This window comes from Kitasatospora sp. NPDC032150 (assembly GCF_055579945.1).
Genome location: NZ_JBVIMH010000005.1, coordinates 285,647 through 309,706, shown reverse-complemented (window position 1 = coordinate 309,706; position 24,060 = coordinate 285,647). Strand labels below are relative to the sequence as shown.

The 24,060-nt window shown below is 70.4% G+C and carries 20 protein-coding genes and 2 pseudogenes; 8 read left to right on the top strand and 14 right to left on the bottom strand.

Features of this window, described 5'->3' with window-relative positions; genetic code table 11:
• Positions 1 to 84 (top strand): annotated as a pseudogene (locus ACZ5ON_RS09335) (transposase); the annotation flags it as partial.
• 86 nt (positions 85 to 170) lie between these two features.
• Here ACZ5ON_RS09335 and ACZ5ON_RS09330 read toward each other — a convergent pair.
• Entirely contained in the window at positions 171 to 545 is a 375-nt protein-coding gene (locus ACZ5ON_RS09330) for a hypothetical protein (protein WP_465587927.1), read from the bottom strand.
• Positions 546 to 1,225: 680 nt separating this feature from the next.
• Entirely contained in the window at positions 1,226 to 1,414 is a 189-nt protein-coding gene (locus ACZ5ON_RS09325) for a hypothetical protein (protein WP_465587924.1), read from the bottom strand.
• 346 nt (positions 1,415 to 1,760) lie between these two features.
• Here ACZ5ON_RS09325 and ACZ5ON_RS09320 point away from each other — a divergent pair, with 346 nt between their 5' ends.
• Positions 1,761 to 1,925 (top strand): hypothetical protein, encoded by a 165-nt coding sequence (locus ACZ5ON_RS09320; RefSeq protein ID WP_465587921.1) that lies wholly within the window; start codon positions 1,761 to 1,763, stop codon positions 1,923 to 1,925.
• 101 nt (positions 1,926 to 2,026) lie between these two features.
• Here ACZ5ON_RS09320 and msrA read toward each other — a convergent pair whose 3' ends face one another.
• Both msrA and ACZ5ON_RS09310 read right to left on the bottom strand, forming a co-directional pair.
• On the bottom strand, positions 2,027 to 2,533 hold the full coding sequence (msrA, locus tag ACZ5ON_RS09315; protein ID WP_465587918.1) for a peptide-methionine (S)-S-oxide reductase MsrA: 507 nt from the start codon (positions 2,531 to 2,533) through the stop codon (positions 2,027 to 2,029).
• Between the two features lie 260 nt (positions 2,534 to 2,793).
• Positions 2,794 to 3,129: pseudogene (locus ACZ5ON_RS09310) on the bottom strand (P-loop nucleotide/nucleoside kinase family protein); the annotation flags it as partial.
• A 241-nt stretch (positions 3,130 to 3,370) separates the two neighbouring features.
• On the opposite strand from ACZ5ON_RS09310, the gene ACZ5ON_RS09305 reads away from it, so the two are divergent.
• Positions 3,371 to 3,748 (top strand): YrdB family protein, encoded by a 378-nt coding sequence (locus ACZ5ON_RS09305; RefSeq protein WP_465587915.1) that lies wholly within the window; start codon positions 3,371 to 3,373, stop codon positions 3,746 to 3,748.
• A gap of 335 nt (positions 3,749 to 4,083) precedes the next feature.
• Here the strand turns inward: ACZ5ON_RS09305 and ACZ5ON_RS09300 are convergent, their stop codons facing one another.
• Genes ACZ5ON_RS09300 through ACZ5ON_RS09280 form a run of 5 tightly spaced genes read right to left on the bottom strand, consistent with a single transcriptional unit; the run spans position 4,084 to position 9,973 of the window.
• Complete coding sequence (locus tag ACZ5ON_RS09300; protein ID WP_465587912.1) at positions 4,084 to 5,085, bottom strand: ABC transporter ATP-binding protein; 1,002 nt, start codon at positions 5,083 to 5,085, stop codon at positions 4,084 to 4,086.
• A complete protein-coding gene (locus ACZ5ON_RS09295; RefSeq protein ID WP_465587910.1) occupies positions 5,082 to 6,080 on the bottom strand; it encodes an ABC transporter ATP-binding protein in 999 nt (332 codons plus the stop codon). The genes ACZ5ON_RS09300 and ACZ5ON_RS09295 overlap by 4 nt, the downstream gene beginning before the upstream one ends.
• Entirely contained in the window at positions 6,080 to 7,066 is a 987-nt protein-coding gene (locus tag ACZ5ON_RS09290) for an ABC transporter permease (protein ID WP_465587907.1), read from the bottom strand. The genes ACZ5ON_RS09295 and ACZ5ON_RS09290 overlap by 1 nt, the downstream gene beginning before the upstream one ends.
• Entirely contained in the window at positions 7,063 to 8,205 is a 1,143-nt protein-coding gene (locus tag ACZ5ON_RS09285) for an ABC transporter permease (RefSeq protein WP_465587904.1), read from the bottom strand. Before ACZ5ON_RS09285 ends, ACZ5ON_RS09290 begins: the two co-directional genes overlap by 4 nt.
• A gap of 13 nt (positions 8,206 to 8,218) precedes the next feature.
• Complete coding sequence (locus ACZ5ON_RS09280; protein ID WP_465587901.1) at positions 8,219 to 9,973, bottom strand: ABC transporter substrate-binding protein; 1,755 nt, start codon at positions 9,971 to 9,973, stop codon at positions 8,219 to 8,221.
• A gap of 499 nt (positions 9,974 to 10,472) precedes the next feature.
• On the opposite strand from ACZ5ON_RS09280, the gene ACZ5ON_RS09275 reads away from it, so the two are divergent.
• A complete protein-coding gene (locus ACZ5ON_RS09275) occupies positions 10,473 to 11,633 on the top strand; it encodes an alpha/beta fold hydrolase (RefSeq protein WP_465587898.1) in 1,161 nt (386 codons plus the stop codon).
• Positions 11,634 to 11,717: 84 nt separating this feature from the next.
• Here ACZ5ON_RS09275 and ACZ5ON_RS09270 read toward each other — a convergent pair whose 3' ends face one another.
• From ACZ5ON_RS09270 to ACZ5ON_RS09250, 5 genes are all read right to left on the bottom strand, one after another.
• Entirely contained in the window at positions 11,718 to 13,049 is a 1,332-nt protein-coding gene (locus tag ACZ5ON_RS09270; protein WP_465587895.1) for an NAD(P)/FAD-dependent oxidoreductase, read from the bottom strand.
• Complete coding sequence (locus tag ACZ5ON_RS09265) at positions 13,046 to 13,840, bottom strand: ABC transporter ATP-binding protein (RefSeq protein WP_465587892.1); 795 nt, start codon at positions 13,838 to 13,840, stop codon at positions 13,046 to 13,048. The genes ACZ5ON_RS09270 and ACZ5ON_RS09265 overlap by 4 nt, the downstream gene beginning before the upstream one ends.
• On the bottom strand, positions 13,837 to 15,687 hold the full coding sequence (locus ACZ5ON_RS09260; protein ID WP_465587888.1) for a dipeptide/oligopeptide/nickel ABC transporter permease/ATP-binding protein: 1,851 nt from the start codon (positions 15,685 to 15,687) through the stop codon (positions 13,837 to 13,839). The genes ACZ5ON_RS09265 and ACZ5ON_RS09260 overlap by 4 nt, the downstream gene beginning before the upstream one ends.
• A 65-nt stretch (positions 15,688 to 15,752) precedes the next feature.
• The gene (locus ACZ5ON_RS09255; RefSeq protein ID WP_465587885.1) at positions 15,753 to 16,730 is read right to left on the bottom strand and encodes an ABC transporter permease; all 978 of its coding nucleotides are present in this window, start codon (positions 16,728 to 16,730) and stop codon (positions 15,753 to 15,755) included.
• A 14-nt stretch (positions 16,731 to 16,744) separates the two neighbouring features.
• Positions 16,745 to 18,328: an ABC transporter substrate-binding protein gene (locus ACZ5ON_RS09250; RefSeq protein ID WP_465587882.1), complete on the bottom strand. Its 1,584-nt coding sequence runs from the start codon at positions 18,326 to 18,328 to the stop codon at positions 16,745 to 16,747.
• A 132-nt stretch (positions 18,329 to 18,460) separates the two neighbouring features.
• Here ACZ5ON_RS09250 and ACZ5ON_RS09245 point away from each other — a divergent pair, with 132 nt between their 5' ends.
• From ACZ5ON_RS09245 to ACZ5ON_RS09230, 4 genes are all read left to right on the top strand, one after another.
• A complete protein-coding gene (locus tag ACZ5ON_RS09245) occupies positions 18,461 to 20,200 on the top strand; it encodes a DUF885 domain-containing protein (RefSeq protein ID WP_465587878.1) in 1,740 nt (579 codons plus the stop codon).
• A gap of 149 nt (positions 20,201 to 20,349) precedes the next feature.
• On the top strand, positions 20,350 to 20,550 hold the full coding sequence (locus ACZ5ON_RS09240) for a DUF5132 domain-containing protein (RefSeq protein ID WP_465587874.1): 201 nt from the start codon (positions 20,350 to 20,352) through the stop codon (positions 20,548 to 20,550).
• A gap of 531 nt (positions 20,551 to 21,081) precedes the next feature.
• Positions 21,082 to 21,444 (top strand): DUF5132 domain-containing protein, encoded by a 363-nt coding sequence (locus ACZ5ON_RS09235; RefSeq protein ID WP_465587871.1) that lies wholly within the window; start codon positions 21,082 to 21,084, stop codon positions 21,442 to 21,444.
• 246 nt (positions 21,445 to 21,690) lie between these two features.
• Positions 21,691 to 24,009, top strand: a complete 2,319-nt coding sequence (locus ACZ5ON_RS09230; protein WP_465587868.1) for an ATP-binding cassette domain-containing protein — start codon at positions 21,691 to 21,693, stop codon at positions 24,007 to 24,009.
• The last annotated feature ends 51 nt before the right edge of the window (positions 24,010 to 24,060 follow it).

Sequence of the window (24,060 nt, the reverse complement as noted above, 5' to 3'; positions counted from 1 at the left end):
ATCCGCCGCTACATCATCTGGCGAAACAAGCACGCCCAGGACGAACGCCTACGCGAGGTCGTGAACAGGGCGAACGTTGCCTGATGCGGCACTAGATAGAAGGTCTACAGGACTGTAGACGATGAACGAGGGGGAGCCAACTCGCGAACACCGAGGATACGACGGGCGGCTCAGACATCGATGGCCTGCGGCAGGCGGCGGTCCTCGATGCGGTGCTGGCGTCCCGTCAGTGGCCGGGCAGAGCGCCGATCGAGGCGATGGCAGAGATCGCGCGCGGGACGCTTCAGATCGTCGGCCGGTGAGCGGACCGGAAGGGCGACCGCCACGCGAGCGGCCCAGACCCTCGCCTGCAGCACCACCTCCTCCAGGTGGGCTGCCAGCCCTGCCCACGCCGGATCAATCTGATATTCCGCCACCACCGCCCCCTTTGAGAACATGGGAGGTGGCGGAGCCTTGCGGGCTCCGGCGTGCTGGTCGGCGCGCACCACCGTGGAGTCCACCGAGACGTCCCAGTCGTTGGCGCCATCGGCATCCGAGGCGGCCATCACGTGGCTGAACGCGTACGGGTCCGTGAGACCGATTCGGGTTCGCCACCACACTGTCGCCGGCACAGCGGGGCCTGCCGGTGAGCACTCGCCCCGGGACTCGCAAGGTCTCGGAGGCCGTCGGCTTCTCCGTGCGTGACCGCTGTCGCTACCGTCGCCGCCCCCTGCCGCGCCAGGGCGCCCACGAGATCCGCACGTGTCCGATCACGGACGTGTGCGTCCGTGATCACCCTCCGGAGAGGTGCCTCCACCTGCGGGAGCCGGACGGAACGCCGATCGGCGAAGCTGCCGTCGGCGATCCGATCGACGGAGCCGGTTGGCTGGAGTGGGTCGGCATTGCCGTGGCGCACCGTGGCCGTGGTCTGGGCACCAGCCTGTCGAGCAGGGCTGCACCATCAGTCCATCACCGGCCTTTTGCGGGAGGCAGACGAGCTCCTCGGTCTGCCGGGATCACCACCGTGGTCAGCTCCTTCGTGGGTGCGCGGCGCGCGGCGGCCGGCGGCGCACTCCGACCTTGGAGTGCGCAGCCGGCCCGGTCGAGCGTCGCCGGAGGCAACCGATCCGGTCGGGCGACCGTTGGGACGTCACGGCCACTCGGCCCAACGGCCGTGGCCTGGTCGCCGACGGCGCTCAGGCGGTCCTCCGGCGAGGGTGCTCGGTGTCTGCGGTTTCGACGACTGTCATGCCTTCTCTATGTCGTCTTCCCCGAAGAAGAAGACGGGCCCAGAAGGATCCGCGTCGCGCTGAACCTCATAGTGGGTTCGCCCCTTGCGATCCTGTGTGACGTCGACGATGGTGCCCTCCGCGGTTCTCTCCTCTATGTCGGGCCGGGGTGCGAAACGCACGTGGTCTCCCTTGTTGAAAGGCATGGAGAATCCTTCCTCTGTCGTAGGCCGGCACGGCCGGTGTGCCCCTCGGAGCTCGATGCCATCGAATCCGAACGTGCGTTCTGCGGCGATCGGTGCGGCGCGAACGGGTGACATCAACTGTCAACCGTCTCCGCGCGAGCAGGCCGCATCAGGTTCGAGCCGCGCCAGGCTCCGCGAGGCCCTCGGCCTGGCCCAGCAGATCGAGCAGCCCGAATAGTCCAAGTGGCCGGACCGGGAAAGCGCGGTGTCCCGCAACGCATCTTCGTGGTGCGGCCATTGTGGTGACTGCGGGTCAGCGGACGACGTTGACGTAGCTCATCATGCCGGACGGTCCCTGACCTGGACCGTGATCAACAGGCACAGCCTGACCGCCAAACGGCCCACAGTCACCGATCACGCTCTCGCCGCTCGCCGTCGCGTGGACGAGCTGCGGAAGGAGGCCGACCGCGTCCAGGCGGAGCTGGCCGTGGCCGAACGCGCCTGCCGCCGCTCAGTGATCGTCTTCGGGTAGTCACGCATCGTTGCTCCCTCGGTGGGTCCGCGGCCGGCCTGCCGAACGTCGGCCGGTGGAGCGAGTCGGCGCGCGGATGTGCCGTCCGCGCGCCGCTGTGCTCAGCCCGCCGCCCGCTTGGGCAGCTTCCAGCCGGGCCGCGGGAAGTGGCAGGTGTAGCCATTGGGGAACTTCTGCAGGTAGTCCTGGTGCTCGGGCTCGGCCTCCCAGAAGTCGCCGGCGGGGCTGACCTCGGTGACAACCTTGCCCGGCCACAGCCCCGAGGCGTCCACGTCGGCGATGGTGTCCTCGGCAGTCTTCTTCTGCTCGTCGCTGGTGTAGAAGATGGCGGAGCGGTAGCTGGTGCCGATGTCGTTGCCCTGGCGGTCCTTCGTGCTGGGGTCGTGGATCTGGAAGAAGAACTCCAGCAGCGCCCGGTAGTCGGTTCGAGCAGGGTCGTACAGCACCTCGATGGCCTCGGCGTGGCTGCCGTGGTTGCGGTAGGTGGCACGGGGGACATCACCCCCGGTGTAGCCCACACGGGTGGACACGACACCGGGCTGACGGCGGAAGAGCTCCTCCATCCCCCAGAAACAGCCACCGGCGAGGACGGCCTTCTCGGTTGCCATCATTTCCCCCTCACGGGTACAGCGCCGCCTTCACGGTTCTTCGGCGCGGGTTTCGACATCAGGTGACAGCCATCGGCACCTGCTGGTACTGACAACCTACGAGGCTTCCCTATTCCGTCGCACAGCCCGGTGCGACCCGTCCGAATTCCGTAATGCCCGGCGCGCTCGTCTCGAACAGACATGGCCGGTGTTCCTGGTCAGCGCGCCACGACAGCTCGTCGACCACTTGAGCGGCCAGGACCTCACCCAACTCACGGCCCGCTCCAGCGTGTCGCGACCTTTGCTACCGGCAGGTAGACCATGCGGAAGCACGCGTGCTCGGCCTCCACCAGCCGGCGGATCGCGGACCGTTCGTCCCGGGCCCAACAGCCTTAGTGCACCACGACGTTGGTGCCCGGCTTGACCGCTTCCAAGGCGAGCCAGAGCATGCGCCCCTCCAGCAGGTCGCGCTTCCCGTCCGCCTTCGCCTCGCCGAACAGGGGAATCATCCAGTCGTCGGGCGTCAGGCGCAGTGCGCCGTGCTCCTCGGCGAGCTGCCGAGCCCCCGTGGTCTTCCCTGCCCCCGGCAGGCCGACCATCAGGAACAACGTGGTCACAGCCAGATCGTGTCAGGGAAGCAGGGCGGACGACCACCGTTTTATCTGCCTGGTCACGGCCTGAGCCAGAGGCGGATCGAGGCCACGGTGACGGTGTCGTGGAAACGAGGTCATGCAGGCCGAACTCGCCTTCCTCTGCTCCGATTTGGGGTGATCCATTGAGTTCTCCGGGCCGGGCTGCGACACTCCGCGTGGTCGCCGCCCGTCCCGGGCGGCGCGGCGAGACGGGGAGAGCGCACGGATGAGGATCGACGGACCCGGCCCGGTCGGGCAGCGGCAGTGGACGCCGCTGACCGTGGTCAACGCCGGACTCGCCTTCGGGCTGGAGCTGGCCATGCTGGCGGCGCTCTGCTACTGGGGGTTCAGGACCGGCTCCAACCTGGCGCTTCGGCTGCTGCTGGGGCTCGGCGCACCGGCCCTGGCGGCCACGCTCTGGGGCCTGTTCCTCGCCGCGGGCGGGCCGAGGTTCCGGCAGCCGCTCGCCGTGGAGATCGTACTCAAGCTGCTCGTTCTCGGCTCGGCCGCGCTCGCCCTGTACGGCACCGGGCGGACCACCCTCGCGGCGGTGTACGCGCTGCTGGTGGCGGTCAGCGTGGCGGTGGAGTACAGCACCCGCTGACGGGCCGTCGGACAGGGGCATCGCACCGGTGGTGCGGCGCCCTGTCGCTTGCGCCGGGCCCCTTCCAAGTGGCCTGTGACATACGAGATATCGCCTCGCGCTTCATTGAAGGCGTGCCCCGAAGGCGAGCACGGCCGATGCGCGAGCACGGCCGATGCGCGAGCACGGCCGGTGGGCGAGCACGGTCCGCAGGTGGGAACGGCTGGAACCCGGTCGGACGCGGCCCTCGTAGGGTTCCCCGCTGCGCCGACCGGGCGAGTGCGGCGAGGGGCGCGCCCCCCGCCCGCTGGGTGACGTACCGCCCGGCGTGGGGGAAGCGGGACAGTCCGGCGGCTCTACAGGCCCGGTCCTCGGGCCTCCGGGAAGTGGCAGGCCGCCTGCCGGCCCCCCGGGCCGACGATCTGCAGCAGTGGACGCTCCGTCCGGCAGCTCGCCTGCGCCTTCGGGCAACGCGGATGGAAGGTGCACCCTGCCGGCGGGTTCGCCGGGCTCGGCGGGTCGCCGAGCAGCACGATCCGCTCCCTCGCCCGCTCCGCCGCCGGGTCCGGCAGTGGCACGGCGGACAGCAGCGCCTTCGTGTACGGGTGTGCGGGATTGCCGTACACCTCGACCTTGTCGCCGATCTCGACGATCCGGCCCAGGTACATCACCGCGACCCGGTCGCAGACCCGCTTGACCACCGAGAGGTCGTGTGCGATGAACACGTACGCCAGGCCGAGCTCCTGCTGGAGGCGTTCCATCAGGTTGACCACCTGGGCCTGGACGGAGACGTCGAGCGCGGAGACCGGCTCGTCGGCGATGACCAGCTTCGGCGAGGTGGCCAGCGAGCGGGCGATGCCGATGCGCTGCGCCTGGCCGCCGGAGAACTCGTGCGGGTAGCGGTCGAGGTGCTCGGGGATCAGTCCGACCAGTTCCATCAGCTCGCCGGCCCGCTTGCGCGCGTCCGCCGCGCTCGCCCCCTGGATCAACAGCGGCTCGGAGACGATCCGGGCCACCGTCTGCCGGGGGTTGAGCGAGGAGTACGGGTCCTGGAAGACCATCTGCAGGTTCCGCCGGTGCGGCCGCAGCCGGGCCTGGGAGAGCCCGCCGATCTCGGTGCCCTCGAAGGTGACGGTGCCCGAGGTCGGGTCGAGCAGCCGGACGATCATCCGCCCCGTGGTGGACTTGCCGCAGCCGGACTCGCCGACCAGACCGAGCGTCTCGCCCTTGCCGACGTCGAAGCTGACCCCGTCCACGGCTCGGATCGGGGCACCGGGCCGGCCGGTGCGCCCGCGCCGGCCGGGGAAGGTCTTCACCAGGTCCCGTACGGACAGCAGGGTGTCGGTCGTGACCGTCATGGCCGCGCTCCTTCCGGCACCAGCGGCAGGTGGCAGGCGGCCTGGTGGCCGGGGGCGAGCGGGCCGAGCACGGGGCGTTCGGCCAGGCAGCGGGCGTGCTCCTCGGCGGACGCGGCGGTGGTGCGGGCGCAGCGCGGGGCGAAGGAGCAGCCGGGGGCGGGGGAGAGCAGCGACGGCGGGCTGCCGGGAATGACCCGCAGCGGGGCGTCGTCGGTGTCGTCCAGGCGGGGCAGCGAGTCCAGCAGGCCACGGGTGTACGGGTGCGCCGGGGCGGCGAACAGCTGGTCCACCGGGGACTGTTCGGCCGCCCGGCCGCCGTACATGACCAGCACCTCGTGGGCGACCCGGGCGATCACGCCCAGGTCGTGGGTGATCATGACGACGCCGAGGCCGCGCTCCTGCTGGAGGCGGGCGATCAGGTCGAGGATCTGCGCCTGGACGGTGACGTCGAGGGCCGTGGTGGGCTCGTCGGCGATCAGCAGGTCGGGTTCGCAGGCGAGCGCCATGGCGATCATCACGCGCTGGCGCATGCCGCCGGAGAACTGGTGCGGGTACTCGTCGACCCGGCGGGCCGGCTCCGGGATGCCGACCTCGGCCAGCATTTCGACCGCCCGTGCCCGGCCGGCCTTGCGGGAGGCCTTGAAGTGCACCCGATAGTGCTCGGCGATCTGCTCCCCGACGGTGTAGAAGGGGTGCAGGCTGGACAGCGGATCCTGGAAGATCATCGCGATCCGGCGGCCCCGGACGGTGCCCAGCTCCCGCTCCCCGAGCCCGTTGAGCTCCTGCCCGCTCAGCCGGATCGAACCGGTGACGGCGGCGCCTCGGTGCAGGCCCATGACGGCGAGTGAGGTGACCGACTTGCCGCTGCCTGACTCGCCGACCAGGCCGAGCGTGCGCCCGGCCTCGACGGCGAAGGAGATGCCGTCCACCGCCCGGACGGTGCCGCGCGGGGTGCCGAAGGAGACCTTGAGGTCCTCCACCTCCAAGAGGGACATCAGTACCTCACTCTCGGGTCGACGTACGCGTAGAGCAGATCGACCAGCAGGTTCGCGACGACGATGAAGGAGGCCGCGAGCAGGGTGACACCGAGGATGACGGGCTGGTCGGAGCGGACCAGCGCGTCGTAGAACAGCCGTCCGACACCGGGCAGGCCGAAGATCGACTCGGTGATGACGGCGCCGGCCAGCAGCCCGCCGAGGTCCATGCCGAAAATGGTGAGGATCGGCGTCATCCCCGAGCGCAGCCCGTGTTTGACGGCGACGGTGCCGGCCGGCAGGCCCTTGGCCCGGGCGGTGCGGATGTACGGCTCGGCCATCGCCTCGATCATCGAGTTGCGGCTCTGCCGGGCGTACATGGCCGCGTACAGCAGGGCCAGCGCGATCCACGGCAGCAGCAGGTTGGAGGCCCACTTGACCGGGTTCTCGGTGAACGGGTGGTACGCCGGGTACGGCAGCAGCCCGGCCGTCCGGACGATCCCCCAGATCAGCATGATCGAGGTGAAGTAGACCGGCAGCGACGCGGCGCCGACCGAGAGCACCATCAGCGTCTTGTCGGTGACCCCGCCTTTGCGCAGCGCCGAGGTGACGCCTGCGCCGAGGCCGAGGACCAGCCAGAGCACGGCCGCGCCGATGGCGAGCGAGACGGAGACCGGCAGGCGGTCGGTGAGCAGGTTCCAGACCGGCAGCGAGTACTCGTAGGAGTAGCCGAGGCAGGGGAAGCCGCAGTGGGTGGCGCTGGGCCCGCTGCCGTAGTCACGACCGGCGAAGATGCCGGTGATGTAGGTGGCGAACTGCTCCCGGACCGGCTTGTCCAGGCCCATCGCCGTCTTGACCTCGGCGACCCGCTCGGGGCTGCAGGTCTTGCCGCAGGCGGCCACCGCCGGGTCGGAGGGCAGCAGGTAGAAGATGGTGAAGGTGATCGCGCAGACGGCCAACAGGATGCCGGCCGCGGCGAGCAGTCGACGGCCGAGGTAGAGGATCACGACCGGCCTCCCCGGGGGTCGAGGATGTCACGCAGCGCGTCGCCGAGCAGGGTGAAGGCGAGCACGGCGAGGAACAGGAAGACCGTCGGGATCAGGAAGTACGTCGGGTCGGTGTCGTAGAAGCTGATGCTCTCGGCGATCATCTGGCCCCAGGACGGTGTCGGCGGTCGCACGCCCACGCCGAGGTAGCTGAGCGCAGCCTCGGTGGCGATCATGCCGGGGACGAGCAGCGTGGTGTAGGCGATGATCGGGCCGGAGACGTTCGGCAGGATCTCCCGGGTGAGGATCCGCCAGGAGCGTGCGCCGCCGACCTTGGCGGCCTCGACGTACTCGCGGTGCTTGAGCGAGAGGGTCTGGCCGCGCACCACGCGGGCGATGCCGGGCCAGCCGAACATGCCGATCACCAAGGTCATCAGCAGGACCCGGTTGACGTCCTCGGCCACCGACATCATCGAGATCATGAAGATCAGGGACGGGAAGGACAACGTGAGGTCCATCAGCCGGGAGAGGATGGTGTCGGTCCGGCCGCCGAAGTAGCCGGCCGTGATCCCGACCAGGGTGCCGGTGACCACGACCACGGCGGTGGCGGCGAACGCGATCAGCAGCGAGACCTGGCCACCGTGCAGGACCCGGGCGAACAGGTCGCGCCCGGTCCCGGGTTCGACGCCCAGCCAGTGCCGGGTCCCGATCCCGCCGAAGTCGCCGACCGGCAGGCCACCGAGGTACGGGTCGATCGCGCGTTTGTCGAACTCCTCGGGGGACCAGCCGCCGAGCGCGCTCAGCGGTCCGGCCAGTGCGGTCAGCAGGACCAGGAGGGCGACCGTGACCAGGCCGAACCGGGCTGAGCTCTTGACCCAGAGCTGGTCCCAGACCAGCCGCCACGGCCCACGGGCGGCGGCCTGCGCGGGTCGCGCCGCCGCGACCGGCGCGGCGACGGTCGCTGTGACTCCTCGTTCGCCTCCGGCCGCTCGTGATCCGGTGTCGACGCTCTCCCCCAGCCTGGGGGGTACCTCCCGGCCGGAGGCTGGGGGAGGGGCACCCCCTCCGCTCGCTTCTCGCTCGTCCCCGCGGCGGAGCCGCTGATGGGCACTGTAGACACCGGCGCGGTCTTCGGCTTCCGAAGGGGTGGTGTTACTCATCGCGGACGGCCCCTCAGCCCTTGCTCTTGGAGGGGTCCTTGAGACCGATGGTGGCGAAGTCCCACTGGCCGGTCCAGACCGGGTGGCCGAAGGCGCCTGCCACGTTGGTGCCGGCCAGCAGCGGGCGGCGCTGCCAGAGCAGCGGTACGGTGGGCGCCTTCTTCAGCAGGTCCTCGCTGAGCTGCATCCACGCCTTGTTGGCCTCGGTGACGTCGCTCATCGCGTTGATCTGGTCGATCCGGTCCGAGGTGGCCCGGTCGCGGAACTGCTCGACGTTGCCCTGGTTGCCCTTCTCCTTGATGTTGCGGCCGTCGAAGACCATGGGCAGGAAGGTGGCGCCCGACGGGTAGTCCGGGCACCAGCCGAGGATGGCGAGGTCGGGCGCGCTCTTGGTGTCACCGATGGTGTCGTAGTAGACCGATGGGTCGGCGGTGGTGATGGTGACCTGGATGCCGGCCTTGCCCAGTGACTGCTGGAGCGCCTCGGCCCGGGTCTTGTCACCGGAGGAGACGGTCAGCGAGACCTTGAGGCCGGTCTTGCCGGCCTCCTTGAGCAGCTGCTTGGCCTTCTCCGGGTCGCCGGTCGGGGCGATCTTCAGGGTGTCCTGTTTGGTGCCGCCGCTCAGTGCGGGCGGCAGGTAGGAGGTGGCCACGTCAGCCATCGCCGGGCCGCCGTACGCGGTGACCTGGGCGTCCCGGTCCACCGCGTACATCAGTGCCTCGCGCACCTTGGGGTCGTCGAACGGCGCCTTGGAGGTGTTGGGGTAGAGCATGTCGGTGCAGCCCTGCTGCTCGGCGATCAGCCGGGACTTCACGTCCGGCTTGGGTAACACCTTGGCGATCGACTCCGGGCGCAGGTTCATCCACTCGACGGCGGAGGCGTCCGCGCCCTCGCTCGCGATGATCCGGTCGTCGACCTGGCCGCCCTTGAGGCCCTGGACGACGACGATCTTGTCCGGGTATGCCTTGCGGACCGGGTCGGTGGACTGGTCCCAGTTGCTGTTGCGGACCAGGACCAACTGCTTGCCGCGGTCGTAGGTCTCGATCTTGTACGGGCCGGAGGAGAACGGTCGCAGGTCGTACTGGGTGCCCTTGTCCCGGGACTGCGGCACGGGCGCGAAGGTCGGCAGGGTCGCGGTGTAGGAGAACTCGGCGACCGGGCGCTTGAGGTGGAAGACGACGGTCTTGTCGTCCGGGGTGTCGATGCTGGCCAGGTGCTCGCCGTTCAGCGGGCCCTTGTAGTTCTCGCCGCCGGCCAGGTACTGCTGGGCGTAGTCGGGGCCGCCGGTGAGGTCCGGGGCGAAGGAGCGTTCGACGTTGTACTTGATGTCGGCGGACTTGATCGGCGTGCCGTCCTCGTACGTGACGCCGTCCTTGAGGGTGAAGGACCAGGTCTTCCCACCGTCCGAGGATCTGCCGAGGTCGGTGGCGAGGTCGGGGACGATCTCACTGCCGGCGGCGCCCGGCTCGGCCTTGAAGGTGACCAGGGTGCGGTAGAGCAGCCGGATGCCGAAGTCCATGTTCGGCATGGTCCAGTTGCGGGCCGGGTCGAGGTGGGCGAAGTCCTGGTTGGAGAGGACGGTCAGGGTGCCGCCCTTGACCGGGGTGCCGCCGACGATCGTCCCGGAGGCGGCGCCGGGGGCCTTGGTACTGCCGGCCGCCGAATCGTCGCCGCCGTTGTCGCTCTTGTCGTTCTTGCAGGCCCCGAGGCCGAGGGTGAGGGTCGCCGCGAGGGCTGCCGCGAGGGCGGCGTGGGTGCGCCTGGTCATGTAGCAACTCCGCTGTGGGGGGCCTGCCGTGAAGCCCGTGATCCGCCCCGGCGGGTGGTCCGAGGCCCGACCGGGAGGGCGACCGTCGAGGTCCGGCCGCTCCGCCGTGTGACCAGTAACATAATAATGTGAAATTGCACTGCACAAGAGGTGGCGCCGCCCGTTATCGAGCTGTGTCCGTGCCGCGCACCTCCCCGGCCCCGCGATGCGCCCGACGGCCCAGGAGCATTGAGCCCTGCCGGCAGAGTGGGAGCGCACCGACTCGCTCCGCCCGTTCGAACTGTCCGTCCTCGCCCGTGCGAGCGGCCGTCCTCGCAGCCGAGCGGCACGGCCTGCCGCGCGTGGCCGGAGGGGCACCGGGTGTGGCGGGCCCCTCCCCCGTATGCGCGTTCGCCTGGGTCAGCCCGCTTAGAAGTGTGTAAACCAGGAAAAGAGGTGATGGGCGGCAGCTGGGTCCGGCGGCTGAGACGGAGCGCGGATGAGGCAGGACGGGCGTGCCATGAACGGGCTGTTCACGGTGATCAGCCGGGACTGGGCCGGGTTGCCGATCGCCCTGCTGGTCGGCGGATCGGGTGCGTGGTGTCTCGGTCTGAGCGGGACCTGGGCCCGTGTGATCGGCGGGATCGTGGTCGCCGTCGCCGTACTGATGGTGCTGGGATCCGTCCGTCATCTGGTGTGCCTCGCCCGGGTGCGGGCGAAGTGCCCGCCGCCCGGTCAGCTGGTGGACGTCGGCGGATACCGGATGCACGTGCTGGTCGAGGGCGAGTCCGGGACGAAGCCGACTGTCGTCTGGGTGCCCGGCGGGCACGCGGCCGGCCACGAGTTCCACCGGCTGCACGCGGTGCTGCGGCAGACGACCCGGTCGGTCCTGGTCGACCGGCCCGGATCGGGGTGGAGTGATGTCGGCCCGTTCCCGCGGACGACGGCGACCGAAGCCGTGGAACTGTTCACGGCTCTGGAACGAGCCGGCCTGGACGGGCCGTTCGTCCTGGTGGGGCACTCCTTCGGCGGGCTGCTGGCCGCCAACGCCGCCCGGCGCCGGCCGGAGCTCGTGGCAGGGCTGGTCCTGCTCGACCCGACGCCTCCCGACGTCATCGTCTACGCGCTGCCGAACCGGTCCTTGACGCGGTCCCTGGCGACTCACCTGCGGGCCGCACTGTGCCATCTGTTCGGCATTCACCGTGGCCGTGGCCGTGGTACGGACGGGCCGCAGGGTGTCGTCGAGCCGGCCCGGACGCCGCCGGCCTGTACGACGCGCATCGATGCCTTCAGGACGGGGTCGGACTGCGCCGCGGCGTCCATCTACAGCGAGCTGTCGCCGATCGGGATGGCCCGGCGGGGGTGGCAGACCGTGGTCTATGACGGCGATCTGGGGGATCTGCGCCTCCTGCTGGTGACTCCTCGGGACCTCACCGGCGGCGAGGAGATACTTGATGCCGTCGGTGATCCCGTCCAGGCCGAGCGGCTGCGCCGCTTCTACCTCAACACCAGAAGCCGGTTCCTGGCCACCTCGACCAGGGCGCGGCGGATCTACACCCCGGAGGGCACCGGGCACAACTTCCCGCACGAGGTGCCGGAGTTCGTGACCGAGGTGGTGCGGAATCTGGTCGACGAGATCGCGGAGGAGCGGCGACCGCCGTCCAGCGAGCCAGCCGGCTGACCGACACCTGGCGGCCGGTGTACCGCGCGCCGCTCGCGTGTGACAACTCCCAGAGCACGCAGGTGATTTCCCTCCCCCGTTCCGTCAACCCATGACGGAGCGGGGGGAGTCCTTGTCGACGCGGCGCTTGCGGGAGAAGGCTCCCAGGTTGACGACGTTGCCGGTGTGTTCGCAGGTGTAGTGCACGGGGTCGCGGTCGTGGTCGTGCCCGGCCTCGACACGCTCGACCAGGGCGGCGAGGAACCGGCCGGCCAGCGGTGCGTTCTTGAACTGGTTGCCGCTGGTGCCCATGGCGACGTAGTAACCGCCGAGGTCGGTGCGGTCGTAGATCGGTGTCCAGTCGTCGGTGACGTCGTAGACACCGGCGGTGCCGCTGGGCCGGTTCGGAACGGCGAGTCCGGGGAAGCGGCGCGCCACCCGGGTCACCTGGGTCTGGAACCGGCCCACGGTCGGATACGGCTTCGCGGTGTCGGGGTCGTCGATCCACTCCCGGGTGTCGCAGTCCGGGTCGGTTCCGCCGATCAGCAGGTGTCCGCCGGCGGCCGGACGCAGATAGCTGCCGAGGTCTAGGTCTGCGATCACCGGCCCGAGGGTCTCCTCCGTGCCGTACCCGTGCGGCGCTGTGACCTGGTGGACCTCTTCGCGCAGCGGCCGTACCCTGACGGTGAACTCGGCTCCGACGCCCACCAGTTGGTTGAGTTCGCCGGACCACGGGCCGGCCGCATTGATCACCACGGGAGCCGCCACGGCGGTGCCGTCGGCGAGCCGGACGCCCGACACCCGGTCCGCCCGCCGGTCGATGCCGACCACGGTGCGGTGGAACAGGAATCGCACGCCCAGCTCGGCCGCGGCGTCCGCGAGGTTCTGCGCCGCGAGCTGCGGGTCGTCGACGAAGCCGGCGTCGGGCATGAACAGGGCACCGAGTTCACCGGTCGGTCCGGCGAAGAAGGCGTCGTCGCGGAGGGACTTCGGGGGCCAGTACCGTCCCGGGTCGATGCCGGGGATCCGGCTGCGCAGCGTCGCGGCGTCCCACAGTTCGTACGGGACGCCGAGCTCGTCGAAGAGTGGGACGAAGGCCGAGGTCGGGGGGAACGGCGCGTCGAGCGCCACGGCCCCGGTGCGGTGGAACCTGGCGAGGGGACGCCGGTCGGAGCGGTTCAGGTACGTCGCCCAGTCGGACCAGTGGTGCTGTGACTCCCAGGCAGTGGCGACGCCGTCCCGGGTGGAGTAGCTGAACCGGATGATCGCACTGGAAGAGCTGGTCGACCCGTGCCCGGCTCCGCCCGACTTGTCGAGGACGAGGACGCGCCGACCGGTGCGCGCCAGCTCGTAGGCGACGGCGGCGCCGATCACCCCGGCGCCGACCACCACCGCGTCCGCGCCGGTCGGCACGGTGTCGGACCGTTCAGGAGTCATCGTGAGGTGTCCGTCCTGCGAGGCGGTGTGTGCAGACGCGGGGCGTCGGCGAGCAGCGAGCGGGTGTACGGGTGCTGCGGGTCGGACAGCAGTTCCTCGGTCGGGGCGGTCTCGACGATCCGGCCGAGGTACATGACCGCGATGACGTCGGAGACGTACCGGACCGCGGCCAGGTCGTGCCCGATGAACAGCATGGACAGGCCCAGCCGGCGCTGCAGTTCACGGATCAGGTTGAGGACCGAAGCCTGGACCGAAACGTCGAGCGCCGAGGTGATCTCGTCGGCGATCAGGACACCGGGATCGACGGCGATGGCACGGGCGATGGCGACGCGCTGGCGCTGGCCGCCGGAGAGCTGACGTGGCAGCCGGTCCGCGACTCTCGGGTCGAGGCCGACCAGGTCGAGCAGTTCGGTGAGGCGCGGCTCGCGGGCACCGCGGTCGAGCCCGCGGAAAGCGGTCGCCGCCTCGATCAGGGTCTGCCGTACGGTCATCCGCGGGTCCAACGCGGTGTCCGGGTCCTGGAAGACGATCTGGACCTGCCGGCCCAGCCGACGCCGGTCGCGGACCGTGCGGGTGTGAGCCGGACGGCCGCCGACCAGGACCTCACCGCCGCTGGTGGGCGCGAGGCCGACGATCGCCCGGGCCAGGCTCGACTTCCCCGAGCCGGACTCGCCCACCAGTCCGACCGTTCTGCCCTCGGCGACCTCCAACCGGACGCGGTCCACGGCCGTGACCATGCCGGTCGGCCCGTGGTACCGGACGGTGACATCACGGAGCGTCAGACCGGTCATGTGAGCGCCGCCTTGATGTGCGGTACCGGCGGCGGCATCGGGTGCCAGCAGGCCACCCGATGGCCGACGCCGAGGTCGGACAGGGGCGGGTTCTCCTCCGCACACCGGGCCTGGCGGTTGGCGCAGCGCGGCTGGAACGGGCAACCGGGGCCCGGGGAGAGGGGATCCGGCGGCAAGCCGTCGATGGTCCGCAGTGGACGGTCGCGGTCGGCGGCCAGGTCGGGCGCCGATTCGACCAGTGCCCGGGTGTAGGGGTGCCGCGCGTCGGTGGCGAGGTGGGCGGCCGGGAGGCTCTCGACGATCAACCCGCCGTACATGACGAGGACTCGATCGCACAGGTCAGCGACGAGGGCGACGTCGTGGCTGATGAACAGGACCGCGGTGGCCGCTTCGCGCCTGATGCCGCGGAGCAGTTCCACGATCTGCCGCTGCACCCTGACGTCGAGCGCCGTCGTCGGTTCGTCGGCGATGATCAGCCGGGGTCGTGTCATCAGGCCCGTCGCGATCATCACCCGCTGGCGCTGGCCGCCCGAGAGCTGGTGGGGGCGGGAGCGCAGCAGCCGGTCCGGCGACGCCAGTGCCACCCGGGTGAGGGCGGTCCGGGCCTGTGCGAGGGCATCCGACCGGCTGAGGCCGAGGTGGGTGCGCGCTGCCTCGGTGAGTTGTGTCCGGATCCGGAGCGACGGGTTGAGGGCCGAGGCCGGGTTCTGGAACACCATCGCCAGTCCGGTCGCGAGCTGCCTGTCGCGCGCCCCGGGGGGCATGGTGTCGACGTCGGTGCCCAGCAAGCGGTTGGTCCGCCAGGCCGCCCGCGCCTGCTCGGGCAGCAGGTCGGCGAGGGCGAGCGCGGTCAGTGACTTGCCGGAGCCGGATTCGCCGACCAGGCCGACGATCTCCCCGGGGCGCAGGGCGAGGCTGATGCCGCGGACCGGGTGGCTCACCCCGTCGGGGGTGGGGATGCGAACCGTGAGGTCCTCGACCTCCAGGACGTGGTCGTCGGTGGCCGGGGCCGCCGGGGAGGCGGGGCGCGCTGCCTGCCCGGGCATGCGTGGCAGGCCGCCGTGGCGTCGGGCGGCAGCCCGGGCCAGCACCTCGCCGAGCAGTTGGAAGGTCAAGGCGGTGTAGACGATGGCCAGGCCCGGCGCGATCGCCGGCAGCGGTTCGGCGTAGATGCGGTCCAGTCCCTGGCTGAGCAACTGCCCCCAGTCGTAACCGGGTGCCTGTACGCCCAGCCCGAGGAAGCTCAGCCCGGAGAGCGCGACGAGTGCGGAGCCCGCCGAGATCGTGGTGTTGAGCAGCAACGGCTCGGCGATGTTCGGCAGGACGTGACGCCACAGGAGGCGGTGGCGACGCAGGCCCAGGACACGTGCCGCCGCCATGAAGTCGGTGTCCGCCACGCGGGCGGCGAGGGTCTGGGTGAGGCGCGCGAAGCCCGGGGTGGAGCCGATGGCGAGCGCCAGCACCGCACCGGCCGCTCCGGCACCGAAGAGCACCGCGAAGAACATCGCGACCAGCAGGCCGGGGAAGGCCAGCAGGAGGTTGATCAACGAGCCCAACAGCCGGCGGCTGCGGCCTCCCACGACGGCGGTGAGCGAACCGAACGCCACCCCCGCCACCGCACCCAGTAGCGTCGCCGCGAGCGCGAGCACCAGCGAGAGCCGGGTGGCCGTCAGCACCCGGGCGAACAGGTCGCGTCCGAGATTGTCCGTCCCGACCGGGTGCGCTGCGGACGGCCCCTGCAACACCGCGGACAGATCCAGGCGTTCGGCCGCAGGCCCCCAGATGACCGGCCCGGCGACGGCCAGGAAGAGCAGCGAGCCGGCCATGGCCACGGCCACGACGGCCATCGGCGGGAGCACGGAGGGACGTGAGCCGACCCGTGGCGCCCGGGGAAGCAGCGAGGCAGTCAAGGTCACATCTCCCGGATCGTCGAGCGGGGGTCGAGCAGCCCGAGGAGCAGATCGACCAGGAAGTTCGCGACGAGGACCGCCGTTCCCAGCACCAGTGCCATCGCCTGCACCACCGGGTAGTCGTGCGCGACCACGGACTGCGCGAGAGCCGAGCCGACACCCGGCCAGGCGAAGACCTTCTCGACGAGCACCGTCCCCGCGATCAGCGCGGGCAACAGGTTGCCCGCGATCGTCAGCGACCCGACCAGCATGTTCGGTGCCACGTGCCGCAGGTAGAGGACGACGGCCGGCAGCCGCTTCGCCCGGGCGGTGCGGACGTAGTCCTCGGCGAGCACCTTGAGTGCCTCCACCCGAACGATCCGGGCCAGTACGGCAGTTGGCGCGAGTGCGAGCGCGAGCACGGGGAGCCCGAGTGAGCTCACACCCGCCCCACCCGCGATCGGGAACAGCTCGAGACCGACCGCCAGCCCCGCCGTCAGGCCCGCGGCGAGCACGAAGTCCGGCAGACCCGTCAGCGCGGCCGTCGCGGCAGTGAACACCAGCTCGCTGCGCGGGTGCCGTCCGCCGCGGGTGCGGATCGCGGCGAGCAGTCCCGCCGGGAAGGCGACGAGGACCGTGCAGAGGAAGGCCAGTGTCGCGATCTCCAGGGTGGCCGGCAGTCGCGTCCTGAGCAGCTCCGCTACGGGGAGGCCGGTCACCAGCGACACGCCCAGGTCCCCGTGGGCGAGACCGGACAGGTAGTGCCGGAACTGCGCCATGAGCGGTTGGTCGAGGCCGAGTTGGTGCCTCCTCGCGGCGACGAGTCCAGGTGCGGCATCGATGCCCAGCGCGGCGCGGACCGGGTCGCCGGGGATCAGGTGGATCATCGCGAACGACCCGGTGAGTACGGCGCCCAGCGACACGGTCAGCCGTACCGCGCGCCGGCAGCAGAAGGCCGACCACGGGTGACGCCGGGCCAGGACGGCGAGGCGGGCGGTCATGCCGCCCATCCCGGTCATCCGTGCAGCCGGATGCTGGTCGGGACGACCGCGCCGCCGAAGCCGACGGCGAAGGTCGTGCGGTACCCGTAGACCGTGCTCGCACCGTCCGCGATGGGCAGGGCGTCGGCCGAGCGGAACAGCGCGGTGGCCGCTCCGTTCCAGGTCGCGCACCCGGCCGTGTCGGGCTCCTGGAGGGCGCGGGCGACCAGCCGGGAGTACTCCGGGTTGTCGATGCCGGCGAAGTTCAGCCCCTCGGCGGGGGACGGGCCGGAGAAGAACGGGACGAAGGCGGCGGGAAGCAGGAATCCCGGGGTGCTGCCGACCACGACGTCGAAGTTCGCCTCCTGGTACATGGCGTTCACCAGCGCGTTGAGGTTCTCGCTGACGAGTTGGACCTGCGCGCCGAGCGCGGTCCAGCTGCGCGCCATCAGCTCCGCGACCGACGGCAGCGTGGAGCCGACGTCGGGACTGGTGATCAGGCGCAGGTGGAGGACGCGGCCGTCCTTGGCCAGTCGGCCGTCCGTAGTCCTCGTCCAACCCGCGGACCGCAGCGCCTGTTCGGCGTCGCCGGCGGGCAGGTTCGCCGCAGCCAGGTCCGCGTGGCAGACGGCGTCGGTCGCCGTGAAGTGGGTGGCCGGTGTCCCGGTGCCCCCGGCCGCGACGTTGGCGAGCCCCGCGCGGTCCAGGGCGGCGACCAGGGCGCGGCGCAGGGCCCGGTCGCCCAGCGGCCGGCCGCGGCGCTCGTTGAAGAAGGTCAGACCGACGACGGTCGGTACCTCGACCGCGCCCAGGCCGCGCCCGGTGAGCCGGGAGCGGTCCGGTCCGTTCACCGTCCCGATGTTCACACCGCCCGTGAGCAGGAGGTTCGCCACCGTGGAGGCCTGCGGTACCACCGAGACGACGATCCTCGCGGGCTGGCCCGGCGCCGCGTTGGTCGCTCCGCCCGGACCCCACGCGTAACCCTCGCGCACGGTGAAGACGTAGGGCCCCCCGGGGGTGTAACCGCTCAGTACGTACGGGCCGGTGCCCGAACTGGCTCGCGCCAGCGACTTCGGGTCCCTCAGACCGGCCGGGCAGACGATGGGGAGCAGGCCGAGAGTCCGGGTGAGGAAGCTGTACGGAGCCGCCGTCGTCACCGACACCGTGCCGGCCGGGTCGTCGGCCGTCGCGGTGAACGGGACGCTGGGCAGCGTCGTCTGGGCACCGGCCAACTGGTGCTCCGGATCGCTCGCATACGTCAGGGCGTCGGCCACGTCGGACGCCTTGAGCACCGTCCCGTCCGAGCAGGTCACGCCCGGACGGAGGGTGAAGGTGGCCGAGGTGGCACTGGCCTGCCAGCTCGTCGCGAGGCCGGACACCACGGCCCCGTCTGCAGCCACGTTGATCAGTGAGTCGTAGGCGTAGCGGGCCGTCCCGGTACCGAACGTGGAGTAGGGGTCGAAGCTGGCGATCTCGGAAGCCGTCGCCACCCTGACCGTCCCGCCGATCACCACCGGGGAACTCGCGGACGGCGAGGGGAGGTTACCGCTGCACCCGGCCGAAGCGGCGATGGCGGCGGCCAAGACCGCGATCCGGCCCGGGAGGGTTCGACGGTGCATGGCGGCTATCGTGCCACCGAGCGGCCGTCGGGCCGGAGTCGGAACGACTCGTTTCGTCCTTTCGGAGGACTTCGCTCAACGACGATGCCGCGGTGGCGGGTTGCCGGACCGCCGCGCGACGACACTTGCTCCGTGACGACGCACCAGTCAGTTCAGAGCGCCCGGGAAGGCAGCCGAGAGATTGCCGAACTCGTGGTCAGATACTGGGACTTCCTGCTCGCGCGGGACCCCTTGTTGCGGGTCCGACGCGGGCTGCCCGTCGAGTCGTTGCCCGGCGGGTCCGCCGAGGAGGCCGAGGAGCGAGCCCGATTCGCACTCGACGTCCTGGAACGGGTCGGCGCGCTGGAGGCGGCCGGCCTGTCCGGGCCCGACGCCGACTCCGCCGGTTTCCTCGCGGCGCTGGCCGAACAGGACGTGGAGACGGGCCGGTTCCATTGGCTGACCCCGACCGCCACGCCGTACCAGTTGTTCAACCTCTCGCTGTACGGCGATGCGGTGTTCCGCCCCTTCGCCTTCGGCGATCACAACGATGTCGACCGGTACTTGGCGGTCCTGCACGATCTCGCGGCATCCGTCGGCACCGTCGGTGACAAGGTGGCGGGACAGGCGGCGCGGGGCTTCCGGATCCCCGCCCCCGCCCTGCCCGGTGCCCAGGCCACGATCACCGCGCTGCGCTCCTCGACCGCGCGCTTCGTCGAGGTGGAGGACGGGCGGCTCGCCGTACTCGACCGGGCGAGCCGTGGCCGGCTGCGCGACGGGGTGGCGCGGTCGGTGGCCGCGGAGCTGGAGCCGGCGTTCGACCGGTTGCTCGCCGTCATCGGGGACCCGGCCTACCTGGAGCGCGCCCCCGAGAGAGTCGGGTGGGCCCAGTACGAGGGCGGCGAGGAGGCGTACCGGTCCTTCGTCCGGACCGGTACCACGAGCGACACCCCGCCCGAGCGTCTTCACGAACTCGGTCTGGAACACTGCCGTGAGCTCGCCGAGCGGATGCGTTCGGTCCGCTCCGCGCTCGGTTACTTCGGGACCGAGTCCGAGTTCCACCAGCGGCTCGCCGGGCAGTCCCGCCTCCACGCGCGGACCCCCGAGGACGTCGAAGCCTGCTACCGGAGCCACCTCGACCGGCTTGCGCCCCAGCTGCCGCGCTGGTTCGCGACCCTGCCCAGCGCTCCGTACGGCCTGGCACGCCTCGATCCGGCACTGGAGGCGGGCATGACGTACGGCTACTACGAGCAGCCCACCGCCGGCCAGCCCGTCGGGCGGTACCGGTACAACGGGTCGGACCTGTCGAACCGTTCACTGCTCGGCGCAGCCTCGCTGATCTACCATGAGCTCGCGCCCGGACACCACTTCCACCTGGCCCGTCAGGCCGAGAACGGGACCCTGCCCGACCTGCGGCGGGAAGTGGCCGCGTTCAACGCTTTCAACGAGGGCTGGGCCGAGTACGCGGCCGGACTCGGCTGGGAGATGGGCCTATACGACGACCCGTGGGAGGCGTACGGGCGGCTCACCCAGGAACGGTTCACCGCCGCGCGTCTGGTCGTCGACACCGGGCTCAACCTCGGGATGATGACGCTCGACCAGGCGCGGGCGTTGATGCGGGAGCATTCGACGCAGTCCGATGTCCAGACCGCGACGGACCTGCTGCGCTACTCGAGCGACCTGCCGGGACAGGCACTGGCCTACCGCGCCGGGTACGTGGAGTTCCGCGCATTGCGTGCGGATGCCGAGGCGCGTGCGGGCGCCGGATTCGACGTTCGGGTCTTCCATGACGCGGTACTGGACGGCGGTGCGCTTCCGTGGCCTGCCCTGCGTCGCCGGGTGGCACGTGAGCTGGGGACGGACGGGAGGGACCGAACGGGTGAACTAATGTGAACCGATTGGAACGCTCCGTAAGGCGCCGGCTTCGTTGCGTGAACGAATAAGTACGATCCCTCGGTCGAACGTTGCAGGTTCCAGTCCAGTCTCCTTCTGTGAGGTAACCGATGGTCGTGCCACCTGTTCTCCCTCCCTTTCTGGTCGGGATGATCGCGTCTCCGCTGGCGAAGAGGGTCGTCAAGCCACTGGCGCGAGGAGTAGTCAAGGCGTCCGTGTGGGTGGTCATGGATGTGAAGAAGTGCGCCCAGGAGGCGCGCCACGGCATCCATGACCTTGCCGCCGAGGTGAGTGCCGACATGAGGGGCGGCGGGCAGTCGGTGGGCGAGGTCGTGCCCGAGAAGGCGTAGGCGGGCGACGGCGAGCGGATGGTGGACGACGGCTTCCCCGGCCGCGACTTACGCTTCCCGCAGCCCTGCCATGGTGGGGCTGCGGGAAGCAAAGACGTCGCAGCCATGGCAATGGCTAATGGTCTCGGAAAATACCATGAGATGGTTGTGGCGGGATGAGTGTCACTGTTGGTGAGGTCCGTTCCTCCTGGCGGGTCGAAGAGCACTCGCATGGGTGAAACGGGCGGATGCGGTTTGGTCCCGACCGACATGAATCGACTACCGTGTCGATCAGCGGGCGCTGGGTCTCGCAATGCGGGAGCATCGGATGTGTGGACCCTCCGGATATGTGAACCGTCCGTCGAGTGGTTCGGGAATATTTCCCGGGGAGCGAAATTCTCGGCTCTTCACGGGAAGTGCCCCGGTCTGTTCGGCGTGACGCGGATCGTGAATTCCGGAGTGGGTACTTCCGTCCGCCTAGCTGTGCGCTGTTCCGGTGTCCCCAGTGGCCGGAGCGCCTGTCGTACGTATGTGTTGAGAGGATGGAGAACCATGCCGCCCGTCGTACCGCCCTTCCTGGTCGGCCTGATCGTCGCACCACTGGCCAAACGTCTCCTCAAGCCGCTGATGCGAGGCGTCGTCAAGACGTCCGTGGGGCTCGCCCTTGAGGTGAAGAAGGCGGCCCACGAGGCCGGAGAGAACATTCACGACCTCGCGGCCGAGGTGGCCGCCGAGATGGTGGCGGCTCAGATCGCCGCAGGAGACATGGCGCCCCATGGGGCCGACAGTGCGAGGAGCGCTACCGGCGTCGCCTCCGACAGCGGGAAGGATGAGTCCGCCGCCGGCCGGTCCGAGAGCGATGTCCGGGCGGCTGCAAAGATCCGCGCGACCGCGGGTTCCGGAAAGACGCTCTGAGGCAGGCCGGGGCGACAGTCCGGACCGTCTCCGTGCCGGCTGTTGTGCGAATTTCCCGGATCCTGTCGACCGGTTGAGGGTTCTCCGTGTGGGTGCGCATTCCTTTCATGGGAAATGCGCCCACGCGGTGGCCGGCAGTGCGCTAGAAAAACAAGTAGTCCCGACCTTGAGAATTTCCGATCTGTCGCAGCGCTCCGTCGTGCCCGTGGCGGGATTTGCGACCTCCGCAAACAGGTGATCGTACACATGCCATCTCTGCTGGGTGCCGCAGCCGGGTATCGCGCCGTGGATGTGGAAGTGCGTCCGCGCTCGGTCATTCCGGGCCGGCAGCGCTGGGACGTCAAGCTGGTACTCGGACGGCCGCAGGTCGCCGAGGTCCTCGCCGCGGCCCTGCGGCGCATCCCCGGCATCACGGAGGCACAGGCCAGCCCGATCACCGGAGGGGTTCTCGTCCGCCACGACGCGAGGGTGAGGGCCAACGACGTCGGCCGGATCGTCCGTAGCGCGGTCGCACTGCTCGCGGAGAACGCCGCCCGAATTGCCCGTCCGGCACCGGCACAGCCCACCAAGGCGCCTGCTCCACGCTCGGAGCGCAGCGGTACCGGCTCCGTCCTCGCCGTCGCGGGCGGGGTGGCGGCCGGTATCGCCCTCGTCCGCCGGTCGGCGTTCAGCAAGCACCTGGCGGCACTGGGCGCCGTAGCGGCGGGGACCACGGTCGTCGTCCGGCGGGCATGGCGCAGGACCGTCGACGAATCCGGAGCCTCGTCCGCCGAGATCCGGGAGGCGTCCGGGGTCGGGGTGAGCCGGCATCCCCTGCTGGAGATCGTCGGACCGCATCGCCGACAGCTCTACCGTGCCTCCGGGCTGTCGGTCGCCTGCCAGGTCATGGAGATGGCGCTCGGTACGTTCCTCGGCTGGACCGGGCTGGTGCTCATCAAGGGTGAGGCCGCGCCGCTGGTCCGGCTCGGGCTGTCGACCGCGTCCGCTCAGCTCTGGGCCCTGGCCGGGTCGGTGGTCGGTGCCTGTGTCGCGGTGGCGGGCCTCGCCTACGCCTCGGGCGTGCAGTGGCGCAAGTTGGGCCAGGACGTCCAGCACGATTGGCGGAGCCGGACGTATGCGCAGGTGCAGCACCTGGAGCTGCGGCACCTGGAGGGTGAGCGGACGACGAGGATCGCTGGCGTGCTGACCGAGGACGTCGGCCAGTTGGGTGACTTCTTCGCGACTTCGGCGAATGATGCGCTGCAGTTGGGCACCAGTCTGCTCGTTCTGGTGCCGCTCTTCCTGCTGCTGGCGCCGGAGATCGCCTGGATCGCCTTCCTGCCGGTTCCGGTCATCGCCTGGTTGTCGCTGCGCTATCAGGACCGGGCCGCTGCTGACTATGCCGCCTCGAGCGAGCAGCGGGCCAGGCTGCACAGCCAGTTGGTGAACAATCTGGAGGCGAGTGCCACGGTCAAGAGTTTCTGTACCGAGGACTACGAGGCGGGGCGCATCGATCGTCTCGATCAGGTGGCGCAGGAGAGCAGTCGGCAGACCGACCGCAGCACGATTCGGCATTCGGAGACCGTTCGGATCTGCACGACCGCCTCGATGGCCGGCACGCTGTTGATCGGGGGCCGTTCGGTGTTGCAGGGCACTTTGCCGTTTGAGGTGTTCAGCCCGCTGATCGGCCTGCCCCAGATGGTGCTGCTGCGGATGAGCCGGCTCGGCGGCATCGTTGACCAGTACCAGCGGACGCTGGCCGCGTACGACCGTGTGCGGCGGCTGCGCGAGCTGCCCCTCGAGAGCAATGGCACCGGTGGTTCGCTCGCCGTTGCGCATGTGCAGGGGGAGATCGTCCTCGATGAGGTGACTTTCGCCTACCCCGGCCGGCCGCCGGTGCTGGAGGACGTTTCGTTGAAGATCTCCTCCGGGCAGACCACCGCGATCGTCGGTGCCACCGGGTCCGGGAAGACGACGATTGCGAAGTTGCTGATGCGTTTCCAGGACGCGGAGTCGGGCAGTGTGCTGCTCGATGGGCAGGACCTGCGCGATCTGCCGCGGCGGGACGTGCGCAACGCGATCGGTTTCGTCGCCCAGGACCCGTTCCTGTTCGACGGCACCATCGTCGAGAACATCCGGTACGGCACTTTCGGGGCTTCGGATGACGCGGTGGAGGAGGCTGCTCGGATGGCCGAGGCGCACGGCTTCATCTCGAAGCTGCCGGACGGCTACCACACGGTGGTCGGCGAGCGCGGTGCCGCACTGTCGGGGGGCCAGCGGCAGCGGATCGCTCTGGCGAGAGCTGTCCTGAAGAACTCGCCGGTCGTGATCCTCGACGAGGCCACCTCCGCGGTGGACAACGAGACCGAGGCTGCCATCCAGCGGGCGCTCAGGGGCTTCGCTGCGGACCGAACCATGATCATCATCGCCCATCGGCTGTCCACGGTCCGCCACGCCGACCGGATCTACGTCATGGACAAGGGCGGTGTCGTGGCGGAGCAGGGCACCCACGACGAACTGCTCGCGCAGCACGGGCTCTACGCATCCCTCTGGCAGCTCCAGGCCGGCGACCTCGTCGCCTCCTGACCGCAGTACAGCGCGCCACCAGCCCGCCGACCGCGTGACGTCACCGCGGTC

Bases quoted from the DNA above. Each gene is read 5' to 3' on its own strand.
- ACZ5ON_RS09330 (WP_465587927.1), bottom strand. From the start codon at position 545: ATGGCCGCCTCGGATGCCGATGGCGCCAACGACTGGGACGTCTCGGTG.
- ACZ5ON_RS09325 (WP_465587924.1), bottom strand. From the start codon at position 1,414: ATGCCTTTCAACAAGGGAGACCACGTGCGTTTCGCACCCCGGCCCGAC.
- msrA (WP_465587918.1), bottom strand. From the start codon at position 2,533: ATGGCAACCGAGAAGGCCGTCCTCGCCGGTGGCTGTTTCTGGGGGATG.
- ACZ5ON_RS09305 (WP_465587915.1), top strand. From the start codon at position 3,371: ATGAGGATCGACGGACCCGGCCCGGTCGGGCAGCGGCAGTGGACGCCG.
- ACZ5ON_RS09300 (WP_465587912.1), bottom strand. From the start codon at position 5,085: ATGACGGTCACGACCGACACCCTGCTGTCCGTACGGGACCTGGTGAAG.
- ACZ5ON_RS09295 (WP_465587910.1), bottom strand. From the start codon at position 6,080: ATGTCCCTCTTGGAGGTGGAGGACCTCAAGGTCTCCTTCGGCACCCCG.
- ACZ5ON_RS09285 (WP_465587904.1), bottom strand. From the start codon at position 8,205: ATGAGTAACACCACCCCTTCGGAAGCCGAAGACCGCGCCGGTGTCTAC.
- ACZ5ON_RS09280 (WP_465587901.1), bottom strand. From the start codon at position 9,973: ATGACCAGGCGCACCCACGCCGCCCTCGCGGCAGCCCTCGCGGCGACC.
- ACZ5ON_RS09275 (WP_465587898.1), top strand. From the start codon at position 10,473: ATGAACGGGCTGTTCACGGTGATCAGCCGGGACTGGGCCGGGTTGCCG.
- ACZ5ON_RS09270 (WP_465587895.1), bottom strand. From the start codon at position 13,049: ATGACTCCTGAACGGTCCGACACCGTGCCGACCGGCGCGGACGCGGTG.
- ACZ5ON_RS09265 (WP_465587892.1), bottom strand. From the start codon at position 13,840: ATGACCGGTCTGACGCTCCGTGATGTCACCGTCCGGTACCACGGGCCG.
- ACZ5ON_RS09260 (WP_465587888.1), bottom strand. From the start codon at position 15,687: ATGGCCGTCGTGGCCGTGGCCATGGCCGGCTCGCTGCTCTTCCTGGCC.
- ACZ5ON_RS09255 (WP_465587885.1), bottom strand. From the start codon at position 16,730: ATGACCGCCCGCCTCGCCGTCCTGGCCCGGCGTCACCCGTGGTCGGCC.
- ACZ5ON_RS09250 (WP_465587882.1), bottom strand. From the start codon at position 18,328: ATGCACCGTCGAACCCTCCCGGGCCGGATCGCGGTCTTGGCCGCCGCC.
- ACZ5ON_RS09240 (WP_465587874.1), top strand. From the start codon at position 20,350: ATGATCGCGTCTCCGCTGGCGAAGAGGGTCGTCAAGCCACTGGCGCGA.
- ACZ5ON_RS09235 (WP_465587871.1), top strand. From the start codon at position 21,082: ATGCCGCCCGTCGTACCGCCCTTCCTGGTCGGCCTGATCGTCGCACCA.
- ACZ5ON_RS09230 (WP_465587868.1), top strand. From the start codon at position 21,691: ATGCCATCTCTGCTGGGTGCCGCAGCCGGGTATCGCGCCGTGGATGTG.